We start from the raw sequence: 20,836 nt of genomic DNA, 5'->3' as shown, positions 1-20,836 counted from the left end.
ACGCTGGTTACTCTCCGCTGTCAAGCATAAGCTTCAAGTCACTTGCCGTTCTGCTCGGGCCCGGCGGACGGCACCGGTTCCATCCCTTTCGGCAGCCCGCGTCCACGCCGCGGAATGCCAATCTGCGAGGAGTCCCACCATGTCCGAGTCATTCAGCGCAGAACGCGACGCCGGCATCACCGAACAGCCGCCGGTGTCCAAAACCGAACGGGAGCAGGCCAGCATCGCGCTGGTCCCCGCCACCACGTCCGGAATGCCGCCGACCGCCCAGAGCTTCTTCGCAGTCGTCAACGCGAACGGCAGCCTGGCCCGTGGCTTCGGCGCGGTCTCCGCGACCCGTCTCGCCACCGGCACGTACCAGGTAGTCTTCAGCCACAACCTGACCGGGTCGGCCTACGTCGGCAGCATCGGTCTGTCCGGCAGCCTCGGCGCGTCAGCACCGGGTGAGATCACCGTCGTGGGCCGGGCCGGCGTCCCCAACGGGGTGTTCATTCAGACCTTCACCAGCGCCGGAGTACTGGCCGACCGTGGCTTCCACCTGGCGATCCTCTCCTGACCGGCCGGTTTTGTTGATCAGCCCAGAACCGTCGTACGACCGGAACGGCTGCGGGCCCGGACTCGTTCGGAGTCCGGGCCCGCAGATCGTTGAGCTACCAGGTTGGTCAGTTCACTTCGATCCGGACCGAGTCGAAGGCTGGCGTCTGATTGGCCCGCTCCGACATCGGCAGCCGGTGCGAACCGTCACCGGCCCAGACGGAGCACTGCGCGGTACCGGACTGCGGCATTCCCGAGACCTGGATGGTGATCTGGTCCGGCTCGCGACCGCCGCCGCCGTCCTCGGTCGCCACGAAGAACTCCGGCGCCGGAGCCGGGTCGGGCGCGACCTCGGTCGACTGCAGCATCCGGCACGCGGTGTGGAAGTGACCACGGGTCAGGCCCTGCTCGTCGAGCAGCGAGCTCTCGACGTAGTAGCCACCCTGAGCCGCCGGGAGGAAACGGTCCCGGACCAAGTTACGAGTGCTGACCCGGATGGTGAACGGCTCATCCACGCCGACCTCGTCCGGGAACTCGGTGATCAGCAGCGACGGGTTGTTGGCCGCCGCGCCGACCTCACCGAACTGCGTGTCGATACAGCGGTTGCCGACCTGGAAGCCGTCGTGGTCGTCCAGGTTGCTGTCGTCACAGCTGTTGGCCAGAATCTCCAGCCCGTTGTCGCCGTCGTTGTTGCCGTCGTTGTCGTTACCGTCGTTGTTGTTGCCCTCGTCTCCGCCACCGTCGTTGTCGTTACCGTCGTTGTCGTTACCGTCGTTGTCGTTACCGTCGTTGTCGTTACCGTCGTTGTTGTCCGGGCGGTTGACGAGTTCGCAGGTGGCCAGCTCGTCGAGCCCGCGCGGACGCGGCGCGACCCGGCCGATGGCGATCTCGATCCGGTCCAGGGTGGCGGCCCGCTTACTGGCCAGCGGGCCGAGGATGGCGTTGTTGATGAAGTTCGGCCCACCCTCGCCTACGCTACTTGCGAGCCGGTTGTTAGCCTCCTCGATCTGGTTCTCCAGCAGGCCGAGGTTGCGCTCCACCTCGGTACGCGCCGCAGCGGGGACCTCCGGCAGACTGTCCACTACGGATGGGCACTCGATGGTCGGAGCCGCGACGAGGGTCGTACCGCTTTCACACTCCTCGAGCGTGATCTGTCCGTCACCCCAGTGGTGCCGCACCTCGCGGCCGTTCTCCTGGGTCACCGTGGTGGTCACGCCGCCTTCAGCAGTGGAGCCAGGGCTCGGGGCCACACACTCCGAGGCGGTACGCAGCTGGTCGTTGGCAGATGAGACCTGAGTGACCGCGACGATGCCCGCGAACACCGTGACCGTACCGAGGACAGCGATGATGCGTTTGTTGCGGCCACTGACAGTGCGCTGGTTTCGGCCACGCGGGGTCGAACTGCGCCGTTGTGCCGACCTGTACATGGGGGTTACCTACTCCTTCTCGTCGAGGGCGGCGCGGTTGACAGGCGTCGTCCGGTGGGGCAGCCGTGTTCTGCTGGCTGGTCAAACGGGTGCCTTCAAACGCCCACTTCCATTGCCGGAACGAGTTCGCACCACGTTTACGGGAAGCCACGCTAAAAGTGAGTTCTCTGGGCTGTCAAGCAGCCCGATCCCGTATCCGGGGTGTCTCACGGTTAGTGGAAAATTGGCGGGCATCCCTCAACCCGCCGACATCATACTTTCGGTCAATGGGCCGGGTTCAACATCGGCTCAAAAATCTTGTTTCGGCAGCTCAGGGTCGTCCGGCGGGCACGGGCCGTATTCACCTCGTTCGACCGACAAGACGGATCACGTACCGCAAGCGACCACCTGGGAACTCAGTGGGATCGCGCCGGGTCGAGCCGATCCCGCAGTGAGAAAATCCACCCGCCGGGCGATCGCAGGGGTGCGCCGCACCGGCGGACCGGTGCGGCGCACGAAAGGGTAGGGGATCAGGCTGGTACGGGTCAGGCAGGCAGTCCGCCCACCTGGGTGTCGATCCAGGAGCGGATCGACGGCAGGTCGCCGTAGATTGACGGGCCGGTGGCACAGGTGGAGTTGTTGTTGCCGGCGCGGCTGGTGGCCCCGATCAGGTACCACCGGCCGGAGACCATCCGGACCTGCGGACCGCCAGAGTCGCCGTAGCAGGCACCGGCGTTTCCGTTGGTGTTGTTGGTGCAGATCTCATAGCCGGCGTCGATGCCGAGACACCGGCTGTCCGCCACGATCGAAGTGTCCAACTCGTGGGCGACGGTCGGGGCCGAGCCGCAGCCACGGGGAGCGCAGGTCTGGCCCCAGCCGATGATCCGGGTGGCGGTGCCGACCGCCCCGGAGGCGGTCGGGATCGGTGCCGGAGCATAGCTGACCGAGCTGGCCAGCTGCATCAGCTTGACGTCGATCCGCGGGTGGTTGACCGCGCGGATCACCCGGACCACCGTGCCGCCGCTGGTCCGGTTGACGCTGCCCACCCGTACGGAGCTCGGGGTCGGGCAGTGCCTGGCGGTGACCACCCAGTTCGACTTGATCAGGGAGCCGGTGCAGCCAGAGGTGTAGACCATGAACGGGTAGTTCTCGGTAGCCGGACGGCCGTTCACCACCAGGATGCCGATCTCGTCGGCGGTGCTGGACGGCGGCGCGGCCTGCGCCGTGGTGGCCGGCAGCACAAGGCTGGCGGCGACGAACCCGGTGGCCAGCAGCATCCGGGACAGGAGCGGGAGTGCCTTCATCGTGCGGTGTCCTCATCGTCAGGGGGGTACGCGCCGACCCGATGGGCGGCGCGGCGACAGAACAGGTTGTTCGGCCTTGTCGGACAGGCGCTGCTGGGTACCCGATGCGAACACTATCGACAAACGACGATACTTCAATGCTTCTGGGGATACCGGTCCTGCCCTATTACCGGGTGATGGCACGCCCGGACGCCAGCTGTCACAGGGTGAGGTCGTCTGGGATCGCCCCGGCGCGTCGGCGACCCGTGCGACCATGCGGATGCCTCCCGGTGCTGCCGCGCGGAGGTGACCATGCCGGAGGATCGACGTCCCACACCGGAGGAGAACGCCCTACCCAACCGCCGTGAGCTGCGGATCGCCCTCGCCATGCGCGGCGGCGTCAGCCTGGCGGTCTGGATCGGTGGGGCCGTCGCGGAGCTGGACGTGCTGCGTCGGACCACACCCGACCCGCGGGGCACCGCGACCCTGCAGCGGGGGAAGTCCCCGGAACGTCCCGCCCAGCAGCAGCGGGCCGAGATCTATGCCAGCATGCTCCGGCTCGCCCGCTACGACGAGGTCAAGATCGACGTACTCGCCGGCGCCAGTGCCGGCGGTCTCAACGCCGTCGTGTACGGCGTGGCTCAGTGCGTCGGCTCGACCGTCGACGCGGTCCGCAACCTCTGGCTCGACGACGCCGATCTGTGGCGGATGATGCGGCAGCCTCGCCCGGTCGGTCGGGTGCCGTCGCTGCTGGCCGGCGACAGGTATCTCTACCACCGCATCTGCCGGGCGCTCTACCGGCTGCGCGACCAGGGCCACTGCGGGCTCGCCACCGACGACATGACCGTCGACCTGTCCGCCACCCTGCTGGCCCAGGATCAGAACCAGGAACGCAGCCTGGCCGAGGGGCAGGCCCAGTTCCACTTCACCCGCCGCGACGCTCCGCTCGACACCGGGATCACCGACTTTCCCGGACCCGCCGACCGACCGGACGCCACCGATCATCCGTGCGACGATCCGCCGCACCCGGTCAAGTACCGGCTGGACCGGCTCGCCCTTGCCGCCCGCGCCACCTCGTCGTTTCCCGGGGCGTTCGAACCCGCGTCGATCCATGCCGTCGCCGGTCACCACAACAAGCTGGAGTACGGCAGCGGCACGGACCGGACCTCGGTGCCGGAGATGTCGATGGTCTTCTCCGGACTACGGCCGCGGGGAACCAGCCTGCACATCGGGTCCGAACCGTACTACGTGGTCGATGGGGGAATCTTCGACAACATCCCGATCCGACGGGCGCTGCTGGCGATCTGCCGGACCGCAGCCGTCTCCCCCACCGATCGACGGTTGATATACCTGGATCCGGATCCGTCGCCGTCGGCTCGTAGCTCCCCGACTCAGCCGGACAGCAAGGGCGCCCTGCACTGGCTCCGGGTGCTGCTGCGGGCGATCGCGTTGAAGCAACGCACCGAGACCGAGGAGGGCGAACTCGGGCACGTCCGAAGCACCAACGACATCGGCCTCGCCGCCCAGATCCGGCAGCACCTCATCACCCAGCAGATCACGCTCACCAGAGCGCGTCGCCGGCCGCTGGGCAGCTGGCGACCGCCGGCCTGTGAGTGCCGGACCTGCCGCCGGACCATGATCAGCGACCGCGTCGTCAAACGTGACGGCGATCCACCGCCACCGCTGCCGGATCATTACCGCGACTATCGACACTCCGTCGACGCTCAAAAGATCGCCGAGATTCTCACGAAGCCGGCGGAGTACTCCATCGGCCGACCCGCACTGTCCGGACCGTATCAGGTTCTCGGCGAGTACGAGGCGCTGAACATCCAGGCACAACTCGACGACATCTACCACCAGGGGACAGTAGACGAGGAGGAATTTCAGGACATTGAGGCGGCCTACAGCGCGACTACCATGCTGATCTCCTGGATCCGTGCACTCGAGGAGAAGAATCGCAATTCCGATTACCGCGACGACCGGGCAGCGGGCGACGAGGCCGTCAAATGCCTACGCGAGGTCAAGCACAAAGTCTACCGGCTGCTGGAGCTGGCCGACCACATCCGTGACCTGGCCGGCGCGGAACTGCTCCGGGACTTCCAGGGACCGGGCGGCGCGCTGGAGAACCCGGATCTGCTGGCCGCCACCCGGCGGGCGCGCGCCCTGCAAAAAAGCCTGCCGGGTCTCCCCGACAAACTCCGCCGGGCGATAGTTGACGGGCAATGCGACAGCCAACAGTTCAACCGCATGCTGTTCGAACAGTACCCGGCGAAGTACATGGCCCGGGAAGTCGACATGTCAAGCCCCGGGACGACCGCGCTGGACGAAATCTGGACGCTGGCCGAGGACCTGAAAGGAGAGTTGCTGGAGATCGGCCAACCGATCGCCAGGCGGAAACTGCGCAGCGACGACGAACTGTGCCCGAAGGACCGGCGGGCCTGGTGCGACTCGGCATTCAAGGACGTCCACGATTCATCGCTACGCAAATTGAGCATCAAGAAGCTGCACACCATCTTCGCGGTTGCCGGCGGCGTGCCGGGAGTGCAACCCGTCGTCCACTACCACAAGATCACCGGTAACCAGGAGAGCCCACTGCAGCAGAAGTTCCGCAACATCGACTGCAGCGAACGCCGCAAGCGCCTGACCGAGCGGCTGCGCACCGGCCGACTCGACCCAGCCGATCCGGTGATCAACTCCCGTGCCAAGCTGGCCGGTACCACACTGCACAACTTCGGAGCCTTCCTCCGCCGGTCGTGGCGGGCCAACGACTGGGCCTGGGGCCGGCTGGACGCCGCCGCCGGCATCACCGACATGATCATCGACAAGCTCTGCGGCTGCTGCGACGACAACGAGCTCAACCGCGTCTGGCAGCGATGGGTCCAGGAGCCCGTCCCCGGCGTGTCGGGGCGGGAGTGGCGGCGGATTCTCACCGGCAGCAACGGTGACCTGCCGCCCGCGCCCACCAGGATGAGCCGCCTGCAGCCCGACCAGCGGGAGTGTCTCAAGCGTGCGCTGAAGAGCTGGCTGCAGTACCAGATCCTGTTGGAGGAGGACCAGGAGGCCAGGGAGACGGGCCGGTCCGACGACCCCGACCAACCCCGGCAGCCAGCGGCGATGGACCACTGGGAGCAACTCACCAACCGGGTGTCCCGCGGCAACGAAGGCGTCCGCGACCTTCCGGTCGCCTACCGCTACGGTCTGTCCAGCCGGGCGGTCCACCTCACCTACCGGGCCCTCTGGCCGGCCGGTAAGGGCTGGCCGACGATGGTCGGGCGCGCCCTGCTGCTGCTGATCCGGCCGCTGGTCGTGCTGCTACCGCTGGCCGCTGACCCGGCCCGCGCCGCCGCCACCACCCTGCTGGTCCTGCTCGGCTACGCGTCGATCGCCGACGCGTCCCGCGCCGACGAGAACCGGCCCGGCTGGGCCGCTGGCGTCGCCGCGCTGCTCGCGGCTGCCGCCATCGTCGTCGGCTGGGTCCGGGGCACCCGAGACTGGGCGCGGCTCGACCGCGAGACCGAATCGTGGAGCGAGGAGTGGCACCGGATCGGCCATCAGATGTGGTGCACCGCCCGACGGTGGCGGGCCCTGGGCCTGGTGCTGGCGGCCGTCTTCACCGCAGGCGGGGTCGGGTTGCTCTGGTTGCTGCCGACCGGCAGCCTGCTCGGCAACCGCCCGGAAACGCTGACGATCGTCGGCACCGTCACCGCCGCCACCCTGTGGTGGCTCGCCCATCGGCACGACCCGGCCCGGATCCCGCTACCCCGCCTGCGACGGCACAAGCAGCCGTACGACGCGGCGTGGAGCGCGGCGAACCACCGTCGTCACGTCCCCGTCCAGCGGGCCGTCTTCGTCTGCGCCACGCTGCTCCTGCTCCTGCCGCTGGTCGTCTGGAAACAACCCCGCCGGCTGCTGGAAGGACTCACGCTCGAGCCGCTGCGGCTGGTGCCACCCCGCGCCGAGGTCACCGTGCAGGGCGTTCCCGAAGCGCACTTCCCCGCGATCGGGATCGGACTGCTCGCCGTAGCGCTGAGCGCGGTCCTGCTCTGGGGCTGGACGAGACCGTGGCCGGCTCTCACCGCGATCATCGGCACCGGCATAGTGGTCGAAACCACCGCGCACCTGCTGTATCCCGGCCGGATAGCCAGCGGTCAGCTGACCGTGCTGCTCGTCGTCTGGGCGTCCTGCATGGCGGTGGTCACCGTCTTCCTACCTGTTACCGAGCAGTCCCCCGACCGGGTCTGACGCCGCGCGACGCTCACCGGTCAGGGTCCGCCGGACGAACTCCAGCAGCAGTGCCCACTTGAACGCCTGCTGTGCGTTGTCCGCTGCTGCGGAATGCCCACCCTCGACGTTCTCGTGATAGGTGACGTCGTGGCCGTACTCGCGCAGCCGGGCGACCATCTTGCGGGCATGACCGGGATGCACCCGGTCGTCGCGGGTCGAGGTAAGAAAGAGCGACGGCGGGTACGCCGTACCCCGTCGGATGTTCTGGTACGGCGAGTACTCCCGCAGAAACGCCCAGTCCGCCGGATCGTCGGGGTCGCCATACTCGGCCATCCAGGAGGCTCCGGCGAGCAGCTTGTGGTAGCGGCGCATGTCCAGCAGCGGCACCTGCCCGACGACCGCGCCGAACAGTTCCGGGCAGCGGGTCAGCATCACGCCCATCAGCAGCCCGCCGTTGCTGCCGCCGTAGACGCCGAGCCGGTCCGGTCTGGTCAGGCCACGGGCGACCAGGTCGGTGGCGACGGCGGCGAAGTCCTCGTACGCGCGGAGCCGGTTCTCCCGTAGTGCGGCAGTGTGCCAGCGCGGTCCGTACTCGCCGCCGCCCCGGATGTTGGCGACCACGAAGCTGCCGCCCCGGGCCAGCCAGCCGGCGCCGACGACGCCGTTGTAGGTCGGGGTCCAGGCGATCTCGAACCCCCCGTACCCGGTCATCAGGGTGAGCCCGGCCGCCGGTCCGGGCGGGCTGGCATCACCCGGTGTGACCAGGAAGTACGGCACCTCGGTGCCGTCGGCGGAGCCGGCGAAGAACTGCCGGACGGTCATCTGGTCGGCGTCGAAGAAGGCCGGACCGGTCTTGACCGGTCGCGTCGGGCCGTCGACGGTGCCGTGCAGCAGCGTCGGTGGCCGGATGAACCCGGCGGTGTGCAGCAGAAACTCGTCGCCCCGGTCCGGCTCGGTGTCGGCCACGTCGGTGTGGTCGAATCCGCCGGCGTCGGGCAGCGTGCGCCGCCGCCAGCCGTCGTCGCCGGGAGTCAGGATAGTGATCTCGCTACGGACGTCGGTGAGGGTGACCAGCAGCAGATGGTTGCGGGTCCATGCGTGGTAGCTGTAGGCGGAGCGCTCGGTCGGCTCGAAGACCGTGGTCAGCTCCCGTTTGCCGGCCAGGAACTCGTCGACCGGGGTGACCAGCACCGCGCCGGCAGGGTAGGTGATGTCACCGGTCTGCCAGTCGCTGCGCAGCTCGATCAGCAGCCACTGCCGGTGCAGGTCGATCTCGGCGTCCGAGGGCACGTCGACCAGGCCCCAACCGCCGTCGGGCCGCAGCAGGTAGGTCCGGTTGCGGAAGAACTCGGTGCGCCGTACCGCCAGGTCGCGCTCATAGCCGGCGGTCGGGTCGTGCACCACGGAGACGGTGACGTCGTCGACCTCGCCGGCGAACGCCAGCGGGGCGTCGGCCAGCGCGGTGCCGCGCTGCCAGCGCCGGATGGTCCGCGGGTAGCCGGAGTTGGTGACGGTGCCGGGCCCGAAGTCGGTGCCCACGTAGATGTGGTCGCGGTCGATCCAGCAGACGGTGCTCTTCGCCTCCTCGACGATGAAACCATCGGTCACGAAGTCTCGGGTGGTCAGGTCGAACTCGCGGACCACCGCGGCGTCCGATCCGCCCCGGGACAGCACGACCAGGCACCGGTCGTACCCGGGCCGCAGCACGTGGGCACCCTTCCAGACCCAGTTCTCCCCTTCGACCCGGGCGAGTGCGTCGAGGTCGAGCAGGATCTCCCAGCTCGGCTGCGGCCGACGGAACTCGTCGAGGGTGGCCCGCCGCCACACCCCGCGGGGATGTCCGGCGTCCTGCCAGAAGTTGTAGAGGTGATCCCCGCGCCAGGTCGGGTCGGGAATCTTGTCGGCGGAATCGAGCACCTGCTTGATCCGGTCCCGCAGCTGGGTGAACCCCGGCTCGGCGGTCCAGCCGGCGGTGGTCTCCGCGTTGCGGTCGCGGACCCAGTCGAGGGCGGCGGCACCGAGCACCTCCTCCAACCAGAGGTACGGATCGCCGCCGTGCGACACCCGGCCGTCCTTCGCCATCCGTCAATCCCTCCCCGCCCCCCGCCCCCCGGCCCGCTCCGCGAGGGTACGCACCAGGATAGGCAGGCTCGTCGTACCGCACCGCCCAGCAGAGGGTGCCGCCCCAAGGCCGGCTGCGAACGTCGCCGCCGGAAGCTGGACACTGGACGCTACCGTGACGGTCGGACAAGATTGACGCACGTCCAACGTGCAGACGTGCGACCAATGATCCGTCCGGGCCGGGTGGCGCGGACGGTCGGGGCGGGAGTGGACCGGCGACGATCGGGGCTGACAGATGAGCAGCATGCAGGAGGCGCAGCGGGCACACGCCCAGCAGGTGCACGCCCAGCACCGGGCCCAAGCCTTCGCGCACCGTCAGCATCAGCAGATGGTCTGGGAGGCGGAGAACGCCCGGCAGGCCGCCGAGCAGGCGGCCGCCGAGGACGAACGCCAACGCAAGCGTCTCTACATCGAGGCCCGGGCGGCGAAGATCGCGGCCGCCAACGCGAACCTGCGCTCGCGGGTGGCCGAGCTGGAGGAGCTGCTCGCCGACACCCTGGCCGTCGACGACCACATCGACCTCGATCGGCTCAAGCGCAGCAGCACCCCGCCGCCGTTCGATCCGGGTAACCTCGCCGTACCGCTGGCCGCACCGCAGTGGTCCGACTTCGCCCCACCGGAGCCGGCCGGCCTGGGCCGGATGTTCGGCGGTGAGGTCCGCCATCAGCAGCAGGTCGCCGAGGCGCGAGAGATGTTCGAGCAGGCCACCGCGAAACACGAGGCGGCGGAGGCTCAGCGGCACCGCCGGCTGGCCGCAGCCGAGGAGAAGTACCGTCAGCAGTGCGAGAAGCTGGCCGCCAAGGTCGCCGCGCACAACGCCGCGATCGACCGGTTCTCCGCCGTCTTCGCCGCCGCCGATCCGAAAGCCGTCGTCGAGTACTTCGGGCTGGTGCTCGGAAACTCCGTCTATCCGGACGACTTTCCGCAGCGCTACCGGCTCGCCTACCTGCCCGAGTCCCGTCAGCTGGTGGTCGAGTACCACCTGCCGGCGGTGGAGGTCGTCCCCCGGATCCGGGAGTACCGGTACCAGCCGGCCAACGACGAGGTGACGGCGGTCGGCCGGCCAGCGACCGAGATCGCTGAACGGTACGCCGACCTCATCACTCAGATCACCCTGCGTACGGTGCACGAGCTGTACGAGGCTGACCGCACCCGACTGCTGGAGACCGTCTGCCTCAACGGCATCGTCGAACAGATCGACCCGGCCACCGGTCGACCGGCCCGGCCCTGCCTGGTCAGTCTGCGTACCAACCGGGACGAGTTCGTCGCGATCAACCTGGCCAACGTCGACCCGGCCGCCTGCCTGCGCCGACTCGAAGCGCGGATCTCCGCCCATCCGGTGGATCTGGCACCGGTGCCCGCCGTGGTCGATTTCGACAAGGTCGACAAGCGGTTCGCCGACGAGATCGACGTCCTCGCCGACCTGGACCAGCGACCGGACCTGCTGACCATGCCGGCCGACCAGTTCGAGCAGTTGATCGCCGACCTGTTCACCAAGCTCGGGCTGCAGATGCGCCAGGTGCGCACGACAGCCGACGGTACGGTGGAGTGCATGGCGCACGATCCCCGCCCGTTGTTCGGCGGCACGGTCGTCGTGCTGGCCCGGCGCGGCGGCGGCACCGTGGACGTGTCGGCGGTCCGTGATCTGTTCGGCGTCGTCCAGGCGGAGAACGCCTCGAACGGCATCCTGGTGACCACCGCCGGCTACACCTCGGCGGCCTTCGACTTCGCTTCCGGCAAGCCGCTGGAGCTGATCGACGGCTCGGCGCTGCTGCACATGCTCGCCGAGGACGGTGGGGTGAAGGCCCGCATCGACCGCCGGGCCTGAGCCGTCGCGGATCAGCGGGGCACCGTCCGGGGTCAGCGGGGAAAGTAGCGGTCCAGGAAGTCGTTGTGGAACACGCCGGCCGGGTCGTAGTGGACCAGCAGGTCGGCGAAGTCGTTCCACCGCGAGTACCTGCCGACGAGTTCGTCCCGGCCGATGCCGAACAGCTTGCCCCAGTGCGGTCGGGGGGCGTACGGCACCAGTGCCTGCTCGACCGCGGTGATCACCGGCATCACCGCCGTCGCATCCGCGACCCAGGTGAAGTGGATCGCGACGCTGTCCCGCGAATGGTTCATGCTCAGCCACAGTTCGTCGGCGGCGACGGTACGGATCTCGCAAACCTGCAGCACGGGCGCGACCCGGTCGCGGATCTGGGCCACCGCGTCGAGGGCGTCGACCACGTCGCCGGCCGCTATCAGGTATTCCGACTGTAGTTCGGCACCACTGCTCGGGGTAAAGTCGAGCCGGAAGTGCGGCAGCCTGGTGTGCCACGGACCGGCTACCCCCAGCTGGCTGGTGCAGTTCTCCACCGGCATCCCGGGTACCGGATGGCGAGGGCCGTCGGCGGCGGCGAGCCCCAACCTGGCGGCGTCGACCGGCGGATGGTCGTGGTTGGTGCGCCGTTTCACCCACACCTGGTCGATACCGGTCCCGGTCCAGTCGGTGAACATGCTGACGCTGTAGCCGCTGTCCTGGAGCTGCTCCCATCCGGCGGTGAGCGCGTCGCGGGACAGCCCGTGATAGACGTACTGGGCCACGTCGAAGGTCGACTCGATCGCCAGGGTGACGCTGGTGACCACACCCAGCCCGCCGAGCCCGACCACCGCGCCGGTGAAGTCGGGATGGGACTGGTCCAGCCGGACCAGGTCTCCGTTGGCGGTCACCAGCTCCATCGCGCGTACGGCGGTGGCGAGGTTGCCGTTGCCCTGCCCGGAGCCGTGGGTGGCGGTCGCGCAGGCACCGGCGACCGAGATGTGCGGCAGCGAGGCCAGGTTGTGCAGCGCGTACCCGTGGGCGTGCAGGTGTTCGGCCAGCTCGCCGTAGCGGACGCCGCCGCCGGCGGTGACCGTCGACGCCTCGGAGTCGACCGTCACCTCGGCGGGCAGGCCGGCGAGCGAGACGAGGTCTCCGTCGGTGTCGGCAATCCGGTTGAACGAATGCCCGGTGCCGAGCACCCGCAGCCGGGCCGATCTGCCCACGATCTGTCGCAGTTCGTCGACGGTGGTCGGGCGGTGCACGTGACGCGCGGCGAAGGTGACGTTACGCGCCCAGTTGGTGACCGCAGCGGTCATCAGCCCGATCTCCTCTCGCCGACCCGCCTCACCGTACCCTGGACCGGCTCAAGCTACGGCCACGCCGGAGGAGGTCCCCATGCGGGTAGCGGTGTTCAGCACCAAGCCGTACGACAAGCGGTTCCTGGCCGCCGCGAACGCCGAGGCCGGTCACGACCTGGTGTTTCTGGAGCCGAGGTTGTCGGCGGACACCGCGCCGTTGGCCGACGGTTGCGACGCGGTCTGCGCGTTCGTCAACGACGACCTCAGCGCACCGGTGCTGGAGATGCTGGCTAGCGGCGGGGTCCGGCTGGTCGCGCTGCGCTCGGCCGGGTTCAACCATGTCGATCTGGCCACCGCGCGCCGGCTCGGGCTGACCGTCACCCGGGTGCCGGGCTACTCGCCGTACGCGGTCGCGGAGCACTGTGCCGGGCTGATCCTGGCGCTCAACCGCAAGATCCATCGGGCCTACAACCGGGTCCGGGAGCACAACTTCGCCCTCAACGGGCTGCTCGGCTTCGACCTGCACGGTCGGACCGTCGGCGTCGTCGGCACCGGCAAGATCGGTGTCCGGTTCATTCGGATCATGGCCGGGTTCGGCTGCCGGGTGCTCGCCGCCGACCCGTACCCGTCGGACGAGGCCGTCGCCGCTGGCGCGAGTTACGTCGCGCTGCCGACGCTGCTCGCCGAGTCGGACATCGTCACCCTGCACTGTCCGCTCACCCCCGACACCCACCACCTGATCGACGAGGAACGGATCGCGCAGATGCGCGACGGTGTGATGCTGATCAACACCAGCCGGGGCGCGCTGGTCGACACCGCCGCCGTGATCCGTGGTCTGAAGAGCGGCAAGATCGGCCATCTGGGCCTCGACGTGTACGAGGAGGAGGCCAGTCTGTTCTTCGAGGACCTGTCCGACCAGATGCTGCGCGACGACCTGTTCTCCCGGCTGGTCACCTTCCCCAACGTGCTGATCACCGGCCATCAGGCGTTCTTCACCGAGGAGGCGTTGCACAACATCGCCACCACCACCGTCGGCAGCCTGACCGCGTACGAGCGGGAGGGCACGCCGACGGACATCCAGCCCGACGCCCTGGTGCGCTGACCGACGACCCACGTGCACGGCGTCCGACGCGACGGGGCCCGGTACGAGGCCCGTCAGCGCCGGAACACCCAGCCACGCAGGCACCGTCGCGACGCCGGCCGGTTCCCCGTTTTCGCCGGTTCACGCCGGTTATCTTTCCGCGTCTGCGGAGACTCTTCACCTTGACGGATGCTCAACGCCCGGGCCGGCCCGGCAGCGCAGCCCAGCCGACCAACGGCAGAAGCAGGAGCGCACCGAGAGTCAGGAGTGACGCCATGGGGTACCTCACCACGCAGGACGGCACCCAGCTCTACTACAAGGACTGGGGTTCCGGCCCCGCCGTCGTCTTCTCGCACGGCTGGCCGCTCAACGCCGACGCATGGGACGGCCAACTGCTCTTCCTCGCCCAGCAGGGCTTCCGGGTCATCGCGCACGACCGGCGTGGGCACGGTCGGTCCAGCCAGTCGCCCGAGGGCAACGACATGAACGGCTACGCCGATGACCTCGCCGCGGTGATCGAGGCGCTCGACCTGACCCACGCCACGCTGATCGGGCACTCCACTGGTGGCGGTGAGGTCGCCCGGTACATCGGCCGGTACGGCACCGGTCGGGTGGCGAAGGCGGTGCTCATCTCCGCCGTACCGCCGATCATGGTGCAGACGCCGGACAACCCGGACGGGCTGCCGCTGGCCGTGTTCGACGAGATGCGGGCCAGCCTTGCCCACGACCGGGCGCAGTTCTACCAGGACCTGGCGATCAAGTTCTACGGCGTGAACCGGCCAGGTGCAGAGGTGTCCGACGGCATCCTGCACCAGTTCTGGTCGTGGAGCATGCAGGCCGGGCTGTGGAACGCGTACCAGAGCGTGTCGGCGTTCTCGGAGACCGACTTCCGCGACGACCTCGCCGCCTTCGACGTCCCCACACTGGTGATGCAGGGCGACGACGACCAGATCGTGCCGATCAAGAACGCTTCGATGAAGACCGCACAACTGGTGTCCGGCGCACAAGAGGTCTACTATCCGGGCGCCCCGCACGGCATCACCGCGACCCACCAGGACCAGGTCAACCAGGATCTGCTCACGTTCTTGAAGAGCTGAGCCCGGGTACCGGCCACGTTCGTCGGCCTGCGGGTGAGGTCGTTGCATTGACATCCTCGCCGCCCTAAACCTCGATCCGTGGATTGGTCGGTCCGCTGCGACCGGTAACGGCGTGGAGATATGACGAGAGTGCCCTCTGAGCTGGGATGATCGGGTTTGTCGAAGACCTGATCAGACCGGCTTGGAAGGGCACTCTCGGTGTGAGGGGCCTCGCGTTTTCCGGACAGTGGTTCGGCCGGTTCTTTCACGCCGCGATTTGAAGGTTCTCGAACTCTGCGTGGACTTCCCGGGGAGGTTGGTAGCCCACCGCTGAATGCAGACGCTGACGATTGTAGCAGAATTCGATGTAGGCAGTAGCGTCCCGGCGTGCCGCCTCACGAGTGGGATACTTCACACGCGACACGCGTTCGTTCTCCAGTGCACCGAAAAACGATTCCGCCATCGCATTGTCGAAACAAATTCCGGTCCGGCCAGCAGATCGCCGCAACCTCAGATCCCGAAGCGTTCTGCCGTAGTCGTCCGACATGTAGTTGCTGCCCCGGTCCGAATGAAAGATGGCGTTCTTCCTGAGTTCGCGATTCCGGGCGGCGTTACGGATGGCGCGGGACATCAACGGCGTCTGATAGTGGTCGTCCATCGCGTATCCGATGACCTCCTTCGTGCAGCAGTCGATGACGGTCGCCAGATACAGCCTCCCCTCGCCGGTCGGGATGTACGTGATGTCGCCGACGAGCTTCTCGCCAGGCGCGTCGGCGGTGAACTCCCGGCCGACGAGGTCAGGCACCGTGCCGGACGACGACTGGGTGAGACCCCACCGCCTCGGGTGGGGCTGGCACGGCACGAGCCCGAGCTCGCGCATCAGCTGGCGGACGAGTTTTTCAGGAAGCTGTTCTCCATCTCGAGTTCCCGGTTGCGACGTTCGAGTTCCTTCAGTCGAGCGCGCTCGTCGACGCCGATCGGTGGGCTGTCCTGGGCGCCGCTGTTTTCCCGCCGGTACTGGCGGACCCAGGAACGCAGCGTCTCCGGGTGAACGTCGATCTCCCGGGCAACCTGCGACACTGGCTTGTTCGACTGTAGAACGAGTTGCACTGCTTCTTCACGGAACTCTGGGGTGTATGAGCTTATGCGTGCCATCGCGCTTCTTCCCTCGACTTTCCTTGCAGGGTAACCTTATTGGCTCCCTGTCCGGAATCCTCGGGGCACCTCAGATCTACAACCTGCTCAGACCCGTTCCAGCAGTATGAGCCCTTGACAAACATAGGGGCATCCAAGCGGTGTACGTCGAGGACCTGTGCGTTGTTGGTCTCGGCCGGACTCGGCTGGCGAAGTCCGTGCAGGATGCGGGCTGGGCCGCCTTCACCGGCATGCTGGAGACACGGCGGAGCGGGTGCGCCACGAGGCGCGCGTTCGCCCGGGTGGACCGGTGGCTCCCGTCCACCCGGATGTGCTGCGACTGCGGCCGGATCAACGAGAAGATCGCGTTGAACGTCCGGGAGTGGGACTGCCCGTGCGGCCGTCACCACGACCGGGACATCAACGCCGCCATCAACATCAAGGCCGCCGGACAGGCGGACTTCAACGACCGTCGAGCGCACGTAAGACCGGGACTCGTCCCGGCGGCGCGCAGTGAAGCGGTAACCCACCCGGGCGCCGCGTGTTCCACGCGCAGCGTGGAGGGAATATCCGTCCTTCAGCTTCAGGGCGGAGAGGATGTCAACGGTGAACTGGCTGTCCACCCCTGTGCTGCCGACGGTGGTGGGCGACCGCCTGCTGTCGACCAAACCGGTCAGCAGTACCCGGGCGGTCTCGACGAGAGCGAACACGGTTGCCGCCGGCGCGGTGAACCGGGCGACCTGCAACTGCCATGGCAGGTCGGCCCGGTCCGCGAGCTGGTCAGCGTCGAGGACGAAGAGCTGCAACGTGTAGTAGAGAACATCGACCGGCGCGGTCGTGCCGCCGGGCTCGCCCACGAGCAGCTCGGCGCAACCGACGAATCCCAGGATCGCCGACACCCCCGCCAGCAGCACGAAAGCAACGCGGAGCAGGGTGATCCTCGTTTTGTTCCGGTCCTGGTCCAGGGAACCTCCCCACCGTACGGCCTGACGGTCGATGCAACAAGCATCACCCATAGGCGCCAGTTGGCTACCCAGCGCTTGACCATCACATTTCATGGTGAAGTGGGAAAATTCGCCTTGTTGCCACTGGTCCGTCACCACGCACACCGACCGGATAAGATTCCATCGCCGGGGCGGTAGCTCAGCCGGTCAGAGCAGGGGACTCATAATCCCTCGGTCGCGGGTTCGAGCCCCGCCCGCCCCACCAGGTGCAGCGTTTCGCGAACCAGATCCAATTCTCGGTGTTGCCAGGGACGGGGACGCAGCAGGAGCACCACCGCGTCTGCGCGGGGCCGGACCGCGAGCGACCAGGCACGGTGACAGGAAGGTTGCCAGCGAATCAGCGGCAAGGACATCCAGGTAGCGGCCTTCGATGAAGGCAGGAAAGGCAACATCGGCAAGAACTGAGCCGTACGCGGTGGAACGATCTCCTTGCGCGGACGGCGCACCCGGCGGCGAGGCTTGCCGGCGGCCAGAGCAAGACCCCCACCGAACGTGACGCCTGGGATTTCGCGGCCGCCGAGGAAACACCGGCTTGGAACTGGTCACCCTGTGTCCGGTCGCCGTGCTCGGCCCAGTGATCGGCTAGGAGATCTCCGGCACCAACCACATCGTGCAGCGCAGCCTGGACGGCAGCTTGCCGGGTTAGCCGGAGCTGTACATCCATTCGTTGACGTGCGCAACGTCGCCGCCGCCCACGTGCTAGCCATGACCACGCCCGGTGCCAGCGGCCAGCGGTTCCTGCTCTCCGGCGGCCCGGGCGATCCCGCATACGGGTCACCGCCAGTTTTCCCGGCTCCGCTGCAGACCGTCGAGGATCAGGTCGAGTCCGACGTCGAACTCGGCCGCATAGGAATAGCCGGGAGCCAGCGCCCGGTGGACAATCATCTCGGCGAGATGCGGCAACTCGTCGCGGGGCAGTTGCTCCAGGATCGCGCCCGCCACCTGCGTGACTTCGGCGGACGAGGTGAACGGCAGGCTGAGTTCCTGCAGAGTGAACCCGTAGACGTAGCTGTCCAGCAAGGAGAGCGCGTGCGCCGCGCCAGCGACGGAGAATCCGCTGGCGCGCAGGCAGCCGAGCACTGCGTCGTGGTGACGAAGGGTAGCCGGGCCGGGGTTGGTCCGGGAGTCCATCAGACCGATCGCCCACTGGTGTCGGATCAGCGCCGCCCGCATCGATGCCGCTCGGTCCCGCATCGCGGTGCACCAGTCGTTTCCGTCCGCCGGTAGCTCGATCTCATCGAAGACGAGATCGACCATGCCGTCGAGGATCAGGTCCTTGTTGCGGAAGTGGTGATACAGCGACATCGCCTCGACGCCGAGCCGCTGCGCGAGCCGGCGCATGCTCGGCACGCCCGAACCGGCCTCGTCCGCCAGCGCGACCGCTTCGCGCAGCACCAACTCCTTGCTGAGCGCGGTACGCCGGTTCGCGGGCGGGTCGGCTGGCTCCGTGACCACGTGATCCTCCTGCTGTCACCTCTCGGACTACTTGACAACCTTACACCGCAAGGCTGTACCTTACAGCGTAAGCCGAACGCGATTCGGGGAGCGACAGACGGGAGCAGGACCATGGAACCAGTCGACACCGACGGGGTCGGCCAGCCAGGTGCCGGCCGGCGGATCTGCGTCGTCGGGGCGTCCGGGAAACTCGGGCGATACATGGTGCGGCACGCGTTGGAGCGTGGGTACGAGGTCGTCGCCGTGTGCCGGGAAAAGAGCATGCCCAAGCTGGCCGAGTTCGACGGACGGATCACCGTGGTCCCCGGGCCAACCAACTCCCATACGGTCATCGCCCAGGCGGTGCGCGGCTGCGACGCCGTGCTCACGGTGCTGGTGCCGTGGGGTGTGCAGAACTACGCCTCGGGCACCGCCCAGGCGGTGCTCGACCATGCCGAGCCCGGTGCCCGGCTGATCTTCTCCTGCGGTTGGCACATCAGCAACGACGGTCAGGACGTCTACCCCCGAGGGTTCAAGCTCTACACGGCGGTCTTCGGCTGGCTGGCGAAGCTGCTGCGGGTGGTGGATGTCAACGACCAGGTACGGGCCTGCCGACGGGTCTTCGCCAGCGGTGCCGACTGGACCGTCGTACGCGGCAGCGACCTCGAAGAAGGCGACAGCCAGGGCCTGCCGGTGTGGAGCCGGCACGTGGGCGACCCGGTGTTGGCCAGCAACCTGACCCGGCGAATCGACTTTGCCCGGTTCATGGTGGAGGCCGTGGACGACGACACCCTCGTCCGGGAGGCCCCGGCCATCGTCGGTCGGCTCACCCCGTCCGCCCTCGCCCACGCCGGTCGGCTGCAGTGACCGACGCGGTCGACGCGGCCCAGCCGGCACCGGCCACCGCGAACGACGCCCTGTGGCGCAACGGTGATCCGTCGTCGCGCGATTGCCGTATCGCCCGCCGCATCGCCTCCCCCACCGGCACCCGGTACGGAGTATCCCGGGCAGCGCGATCATGAGGTTGGCGGCACCGGTAGGCCGGTCAACTCGGCGACGAGCGTGACGGAGGGCATCACGGTGACCGGCCACCGGTCGACGAGGGACTCACCCGGACCGGACCGCAGGGCGGCGAACGGCACTCGGTGGAGCTCGCCGTCGGGCATCACCACCAGCAGTTCGGCTGCCTCATCGCGCGCGCAGGTATCCATCGTCACCGACGGTCGTCGCGACCGCCCCTTTGTCCGGCGACGCGAACCGGACGGCGCCCCGGTGACCGCGCGGTGACTCCCGTATCCCAGTGGGAGGACAGATGCATCCGTCGTTCTCTGAGTCCGAAGACCCGGCGCCCGCAGCCCGGCAATCCGCACATTCGCTCAGCCGTGATCGCGCGTATCCGCCCGCCCGGCGCTCCACACACCGGTCGGCTCGGCCGGACCGCAGCCGGCGTCGGGTTCGGGGCGTGCTCGCTGCGGCGACGGCCGCATTGCTGGCGGTCGCCGGGCTCACGTTGATCCCGAACGCGAGCGCCGCCAAGAACCCGTTCGAACGGGGTCCGGCACCGAAAGCGTCCAGTCTCGCCGCTGCCCGGGGCCCGTTCGAGACGTCCCAGGTGACGGTGTCGTCGCGCGATGCCAGCGGGTTCGGCGGCGGCACGATCTACTTCCCGACCAGTGGCGACGAAGGCACCTTCGGTGGAGTGGCGGCGCCCCCGGCTTCACCGCGTCTCGGTCGAGCATGGCCTGGTTGGGACCCCGGCTGGCATCACAAGGGTTCATTGTATTCAATATGGTGATCGGCACCGAACGAGACACGATCGCCTCGGTACGATTCCATTCCGAACCATTCTTCGAAAGCCTTCCATCCGATTTGGACAAGGCATATCTGGAGCTCAACAACGCTAGCCATTTCGCACCGAACATTCCGAACACTACCATCTCGTCGTTCAGCGTGGCCTGGCTGAAGCGCTTCGTCGACGACGACACCCGCTACGAGCAATTTCTCTGCCCGCCGCCCCGCCCCGCAGGTCGAGGTCCGGCTGCCGGCCGGTGAGCAACTCCGCGTAGATGGCGGGCTCGACGATCCGGATGTAGAGGTACGCCAGCGACTCCGGTGCGGCGTGGTTGGCCAGATCAGGGCCGAGCACGTCGACGAAGATGTCCACCTGGGCACGGATGAATCGCCGGTGCACCCTGCCCGGCTCGGCGAACAGCACCCGGGCCGCCGTCCCGGGTTCGTCGGCGAGGAACTGCCGGAACGGCGCGGACCGACGCACCGCGACGGCGTAGCGCGTGGTCACCTCGATCACGCCGTCCACGTCGGTGCGTTGACGCGCGCCACGTGCTTCGGCCAGTTGAGGAAGTACCGGCCGCCACCGCGAATGACCGTTTCCTCGCTCACCACCCGACGGGGTGCCGGATTCTGGGCGACCGGCGTCTGC

General features: G+C 68.2%; 15 protein-coding genes, 1 tRNA gene and 1 pseudogene. 9 read left to right on the top strand and 8 right to left on the bottom strand.

Annotated features, from left to right (window positions below; all coding sequences use genetic code 11):
* The first annotated feature begins 139 nt into the window (after nt 1–139).
* Entirely contained in the window at nt 140–556 is a 417-nt protein-coding gene (locus O7543_RS29250) for a hypothetical protein (protein ID WP_281550909.1), read from the top strand.
* A 106-nt stretch (nt 557–662) separates the two neighbouring features.
* On the opposite strand, the gene O7543_RS29245 is transcribed toward O7543_RS29250, so the two are convergent.
* Both O7543_RS29245 and O7543_RS29240 read right to left on the bottom strand, forming a co-directional pair.
* Nucleotides 663–1,961: a hypothetical protein gene (locus O7543_RS29245; protein ID WP_281550910.1), complete on the bottom strand. Its 1,299-nt coding sequence runs from the start codon at nt 1,959–1,961 to the stop codon at nt 663–665.
* 524 nt (nt 1,962–2,485) lie between these two features.
* Nucleotides 2,486–3,244 (bottom strand): serine protease, encoded by a 759-nt coding sequence (locus tag O7543_RS29240; protein WP_281550911.1) that lies wholly within the window; start codon nt 3,242–3,244, stop codon nt 2,486–2,488.
* A 291-nt stretch (nt 3,245–3,535) separates the two neighbouring features.
* Between O7543_RS29240 and O7543_RS29235 the strand changes: the two genes are divergently transcribed.
* A complete protein-coding gene (locus O7543_RS29235; RefSeq protein WP_281550912.1) occupies nt 3,536–7,465 on the top strand; it encodes a patatin-like protein in 3,930 nt (1,309 codons plus the stop codon).
* Here the strand turns inward: O7543_RS29235 and O7543_RS29230 are convergent.
* Nucleotides 7,430–9,529: a prolyl oligopeptidase family serine peptidase gene (locus O7543_RS29230; RefSeq protein ID WP_281550913.1), complete on the bottom strand. Its 2,100-nt coding sequence runs from the start codon at nt 9,527–9,529 to the stop codon at nt 7,430–7,432. The genes O7543_RS29235 and O7543_RS29230 overlap by 36 nt on opposite strands.
* A 274-nt stretch (nt 9,530–9,803) precedes the next feature.
* Here O7543_RS29230 and O7543_RS29225 point away from each other — a divergent pair, with 274 nt between their 5' ends.
* Entirely contained in the window at nt 9,804–11,396 is a 1,593-nt protein-coding gene (locus O7543_RS29225; RefSeq protein ID WP_281550914.1) for a restriction endonuclease, read from the top strand.
* A gap of 32 nt (nt 11,397–11,428) precedes the next feature.
* On the opposite strand, the gene O7543_RS29220 is transcribed toward O7543_RS29225, so the two are convergent.
* Nucleotides 11,429–12,685 carry an FAD-binding protein gene (locus O7543_RS29220; protein WP_281550915.1) on the bottom strand — a complete coding sequence of 419 codons (1,257 nt, stop codon included), beginning with the start codon at nt 12,683–12,685 and terminating at the stop codon, nt 11,429–11,431.
* A gap of 79 nt (nt 12,686–12,764) precedes the next feature.
* Between O7543_RS29220 and O7543_RS29215 the strand changes: the two genes are divergently transcribed.
* Nucleotides 12,765–13,769 (top strand): 2-hydroxyacid dehydrogenase, encoded by a 1,005-nt coding sequence (locus O7543_RS29215; RefSeq protein WP_281550916.1) that lies wholly within the window; start codon nt 12,765–12,767, stop codon nt 13,767–13,769.
* 254 nt (nt 13,770–14,023) lie between these two features.
* Entirely contained in the window at nt 14,024–14,845 is an 822-nt protein-coding gene (locus O7543_RS29210; protein WP_281550917.1) for an alpha/beta hydrolase, read from the top strand.
* A 244-nt stretch (nt 14,846–15,089) separates the two neighbouring features.
* On the opposite strand, the pseudogene O7543_RS29205 reads toward O7543_RS29210, so the two are convergent.
* Nucleotides 15,090–15,979: pseudogene (locus O7543_RS29205) on the bottom strand (IS3 family transposase).
* 140 nt (nt 15,980–16,119) lie between these two features.
* On the opposite strand from O7543_RS29205, the gene O7543_RS29200 reads away from it, so the two are divergent.
* Nucleotides 16,120–17,100: a transposase gene (locus tag O7543_RS29200; protein WP_281550918.1), complete on the top strand. Its 981-nt coding sequence runs from the start codon at nt 16,120–16,122 to the stop codon at nt 17,098–17,100.
* Nucleotides 17,091–17,167 (top strand) — tRNA-Ile (locus O7543_RS29195). Before O7543_RS29200 ends, O7543_RS29195 begins: the two co-directional genes overlap by 10 nt.
* Nucleotides 17,168–17,736: 569 nt before the next feature.
* Here the strand turns inward: O7543_RS29195 and O7543_RS29190 are convergent.
* Entirely contained in the window at nt 17,737–18,417 is a 681-nt protein-coding gene (locus tag O7543_RS29190) for a TetR/AcrR family transcriptional regulator (RefSeq protein WP_281550919.1), read from the bottom strand.
* Between the two features lie 111 nt (nt 18,418–18,528).
* On the opposite strand from O7543_RS29190, the gene O7543_RS29185 reads away from it, so the two are divergent.
* Nucleotides 18,529–19,263 carry an NAD(P)-binding oxidoreductase gene (locus O7543_RS29185; RefSeq protein WP_281550920.1) on the top strand — a complete coding sequence of 245 codons (735 nt, stop codon included), beginning with the start codon at nt 18,529–18,531 and terminating at the stop codon, nt 19,261–19,263.
* 149 nt (nt 19,264–19,412) lie between these two features.
* Here O7543_RS29185 and O7543_RS29180 read toward each other — a convergent pair whose 3' ends face one another.
* Entirely contained in the window at nt 19,413–19,607 is a 195-nt protein-coding gene (locus tag O7543_RS29180) for a CHAT domain-containing protein (RefSeq protein ID WP_281550921.1), read from the bottom strand.
* Nucleotides 19,608–19,858: 251 nt separating this feature from the next.
* Between O7543_RS29180 and O7543_RS30265 the strand changes: the two genes are divergently transcribed.
* The gene (locus tag O7543_RS30265; RefSeq protein ID WP_348650055.1) at nt 19,859–20,191 is read left to right on the top strand and encodes a hypothetical protein; all 333 of its coding nucleotides are present in this window, start codon (nt 19,859–19,861) and stop codon (nt 20,189–20,191) included.
* A gap of 150 nt (nt 20,192–20,341) precedes the next feature.
* Here the strand turns inward: O7543_RS30265 and O7543_RS29170 are convergent, their stop codons facing one another.
* Nucleotides 20,342–20,713 carry a QsdR family transcriptional regulator gene (locus O7543_RS29170; protein ID WP_281567295.1) on the bottom strand — a complete coding sequence of 124 codons (372 nt, stop codon included), beginning with the start codon at nt 20,711–20,713 and terminating at the stop codon, nt 20,342–20,344.
* Between the last annotated feature and the right edge of the window lie 123 nt (nt 20,714–20,836).

It is taken from the genome of Solwaraspora sp. WMMA2080 (assembly GCF_027497395.1).
Classification (GTDB): Bacteria; Actinomycetota; Actinomycetes; order Mycobacteriales; family Micromonosporaceae; genus Micromonospora_E.
Note: the sequence above shows the minus strand (reverse complement) of the source record. Positions and strands in the feature narration are given on the sequence as shown.

Coding starts and splice junctions, on each gene's coding strand:
- O7543_RS29210 (WP_281550917.1), top strand. CDS start 14,024: ATGGGGTACCTCACCACGCAGGACGGCACCCAGCTCTACTACAAGGAC.
- O7543_RS29220 (WP_281550915.1), bottom strand. CDS start 12,685: ATGACCGCTGCGGTCACCAACTGGGCGCGTAACGTCACCTTCGCCGCG.
- O7543_RS29240 (WP_281550911.1), bottom strand. CDS start 3,244: ATGAAGGCACTCCCGCTCCTGTCCCGGATGCTGCTGGCCACCGGGTTC.
- O7543_RS29235 (WP_281550912.1), top strand. CDS start 3,536: ATGCCGGAGGATCGACGTCCCACACCGGAGGAGAACGCCCTACCCAAC.
- O7543_RS29215 (WP_281550916.1), top strand. CDS start 12,765: ATGCGGGTAGCGGTGTTCAGCACCAAGCCGTACGACAAGCGGTTCCTG.
- O7543_RS29180 (WP_281550921.1), bottom strand. CDS start 19,607: ATGGATACCTGCGCGCGCGATGAGGCAGCCGAACTGCTGGTGGTGATG.
- O7543_RS29185 (WP_281550920.1), top strand. CDS start 18,529: ATGGAACCAGTCGACACCGACGGGGTCGGCCAGCCAGGTGCCGGCCGG.
- O7543_RS29230 (WP_281550913.1), bottom strand. CDS start 9,529: ATGGCGAAGGACGGCCGGGTGTCGCACGGCGGCGATCCGTACCTCTGG.
- O7543_RS29250 (WP_281550909.1), top strand. CDS start 140: ATGTCCGAGTCATTCAGCGCAGAACGCGACGCCGGCATCACCGAACAG.
- O7543_RS29245 (WP_281550910.1), bottom strand. CDS start 1,961: ATGTACAGGTCGGCACAACGGCGCAGTTCGACCCCGCGTGGCCGAAAC.
- O7543_RS29225 (WP_281550914.1), top strand. CDS start 9,804: ATGAGCAGCATGCAGGAGGCGCAGCGGGCACACGCCCAGCAGGTGCAC.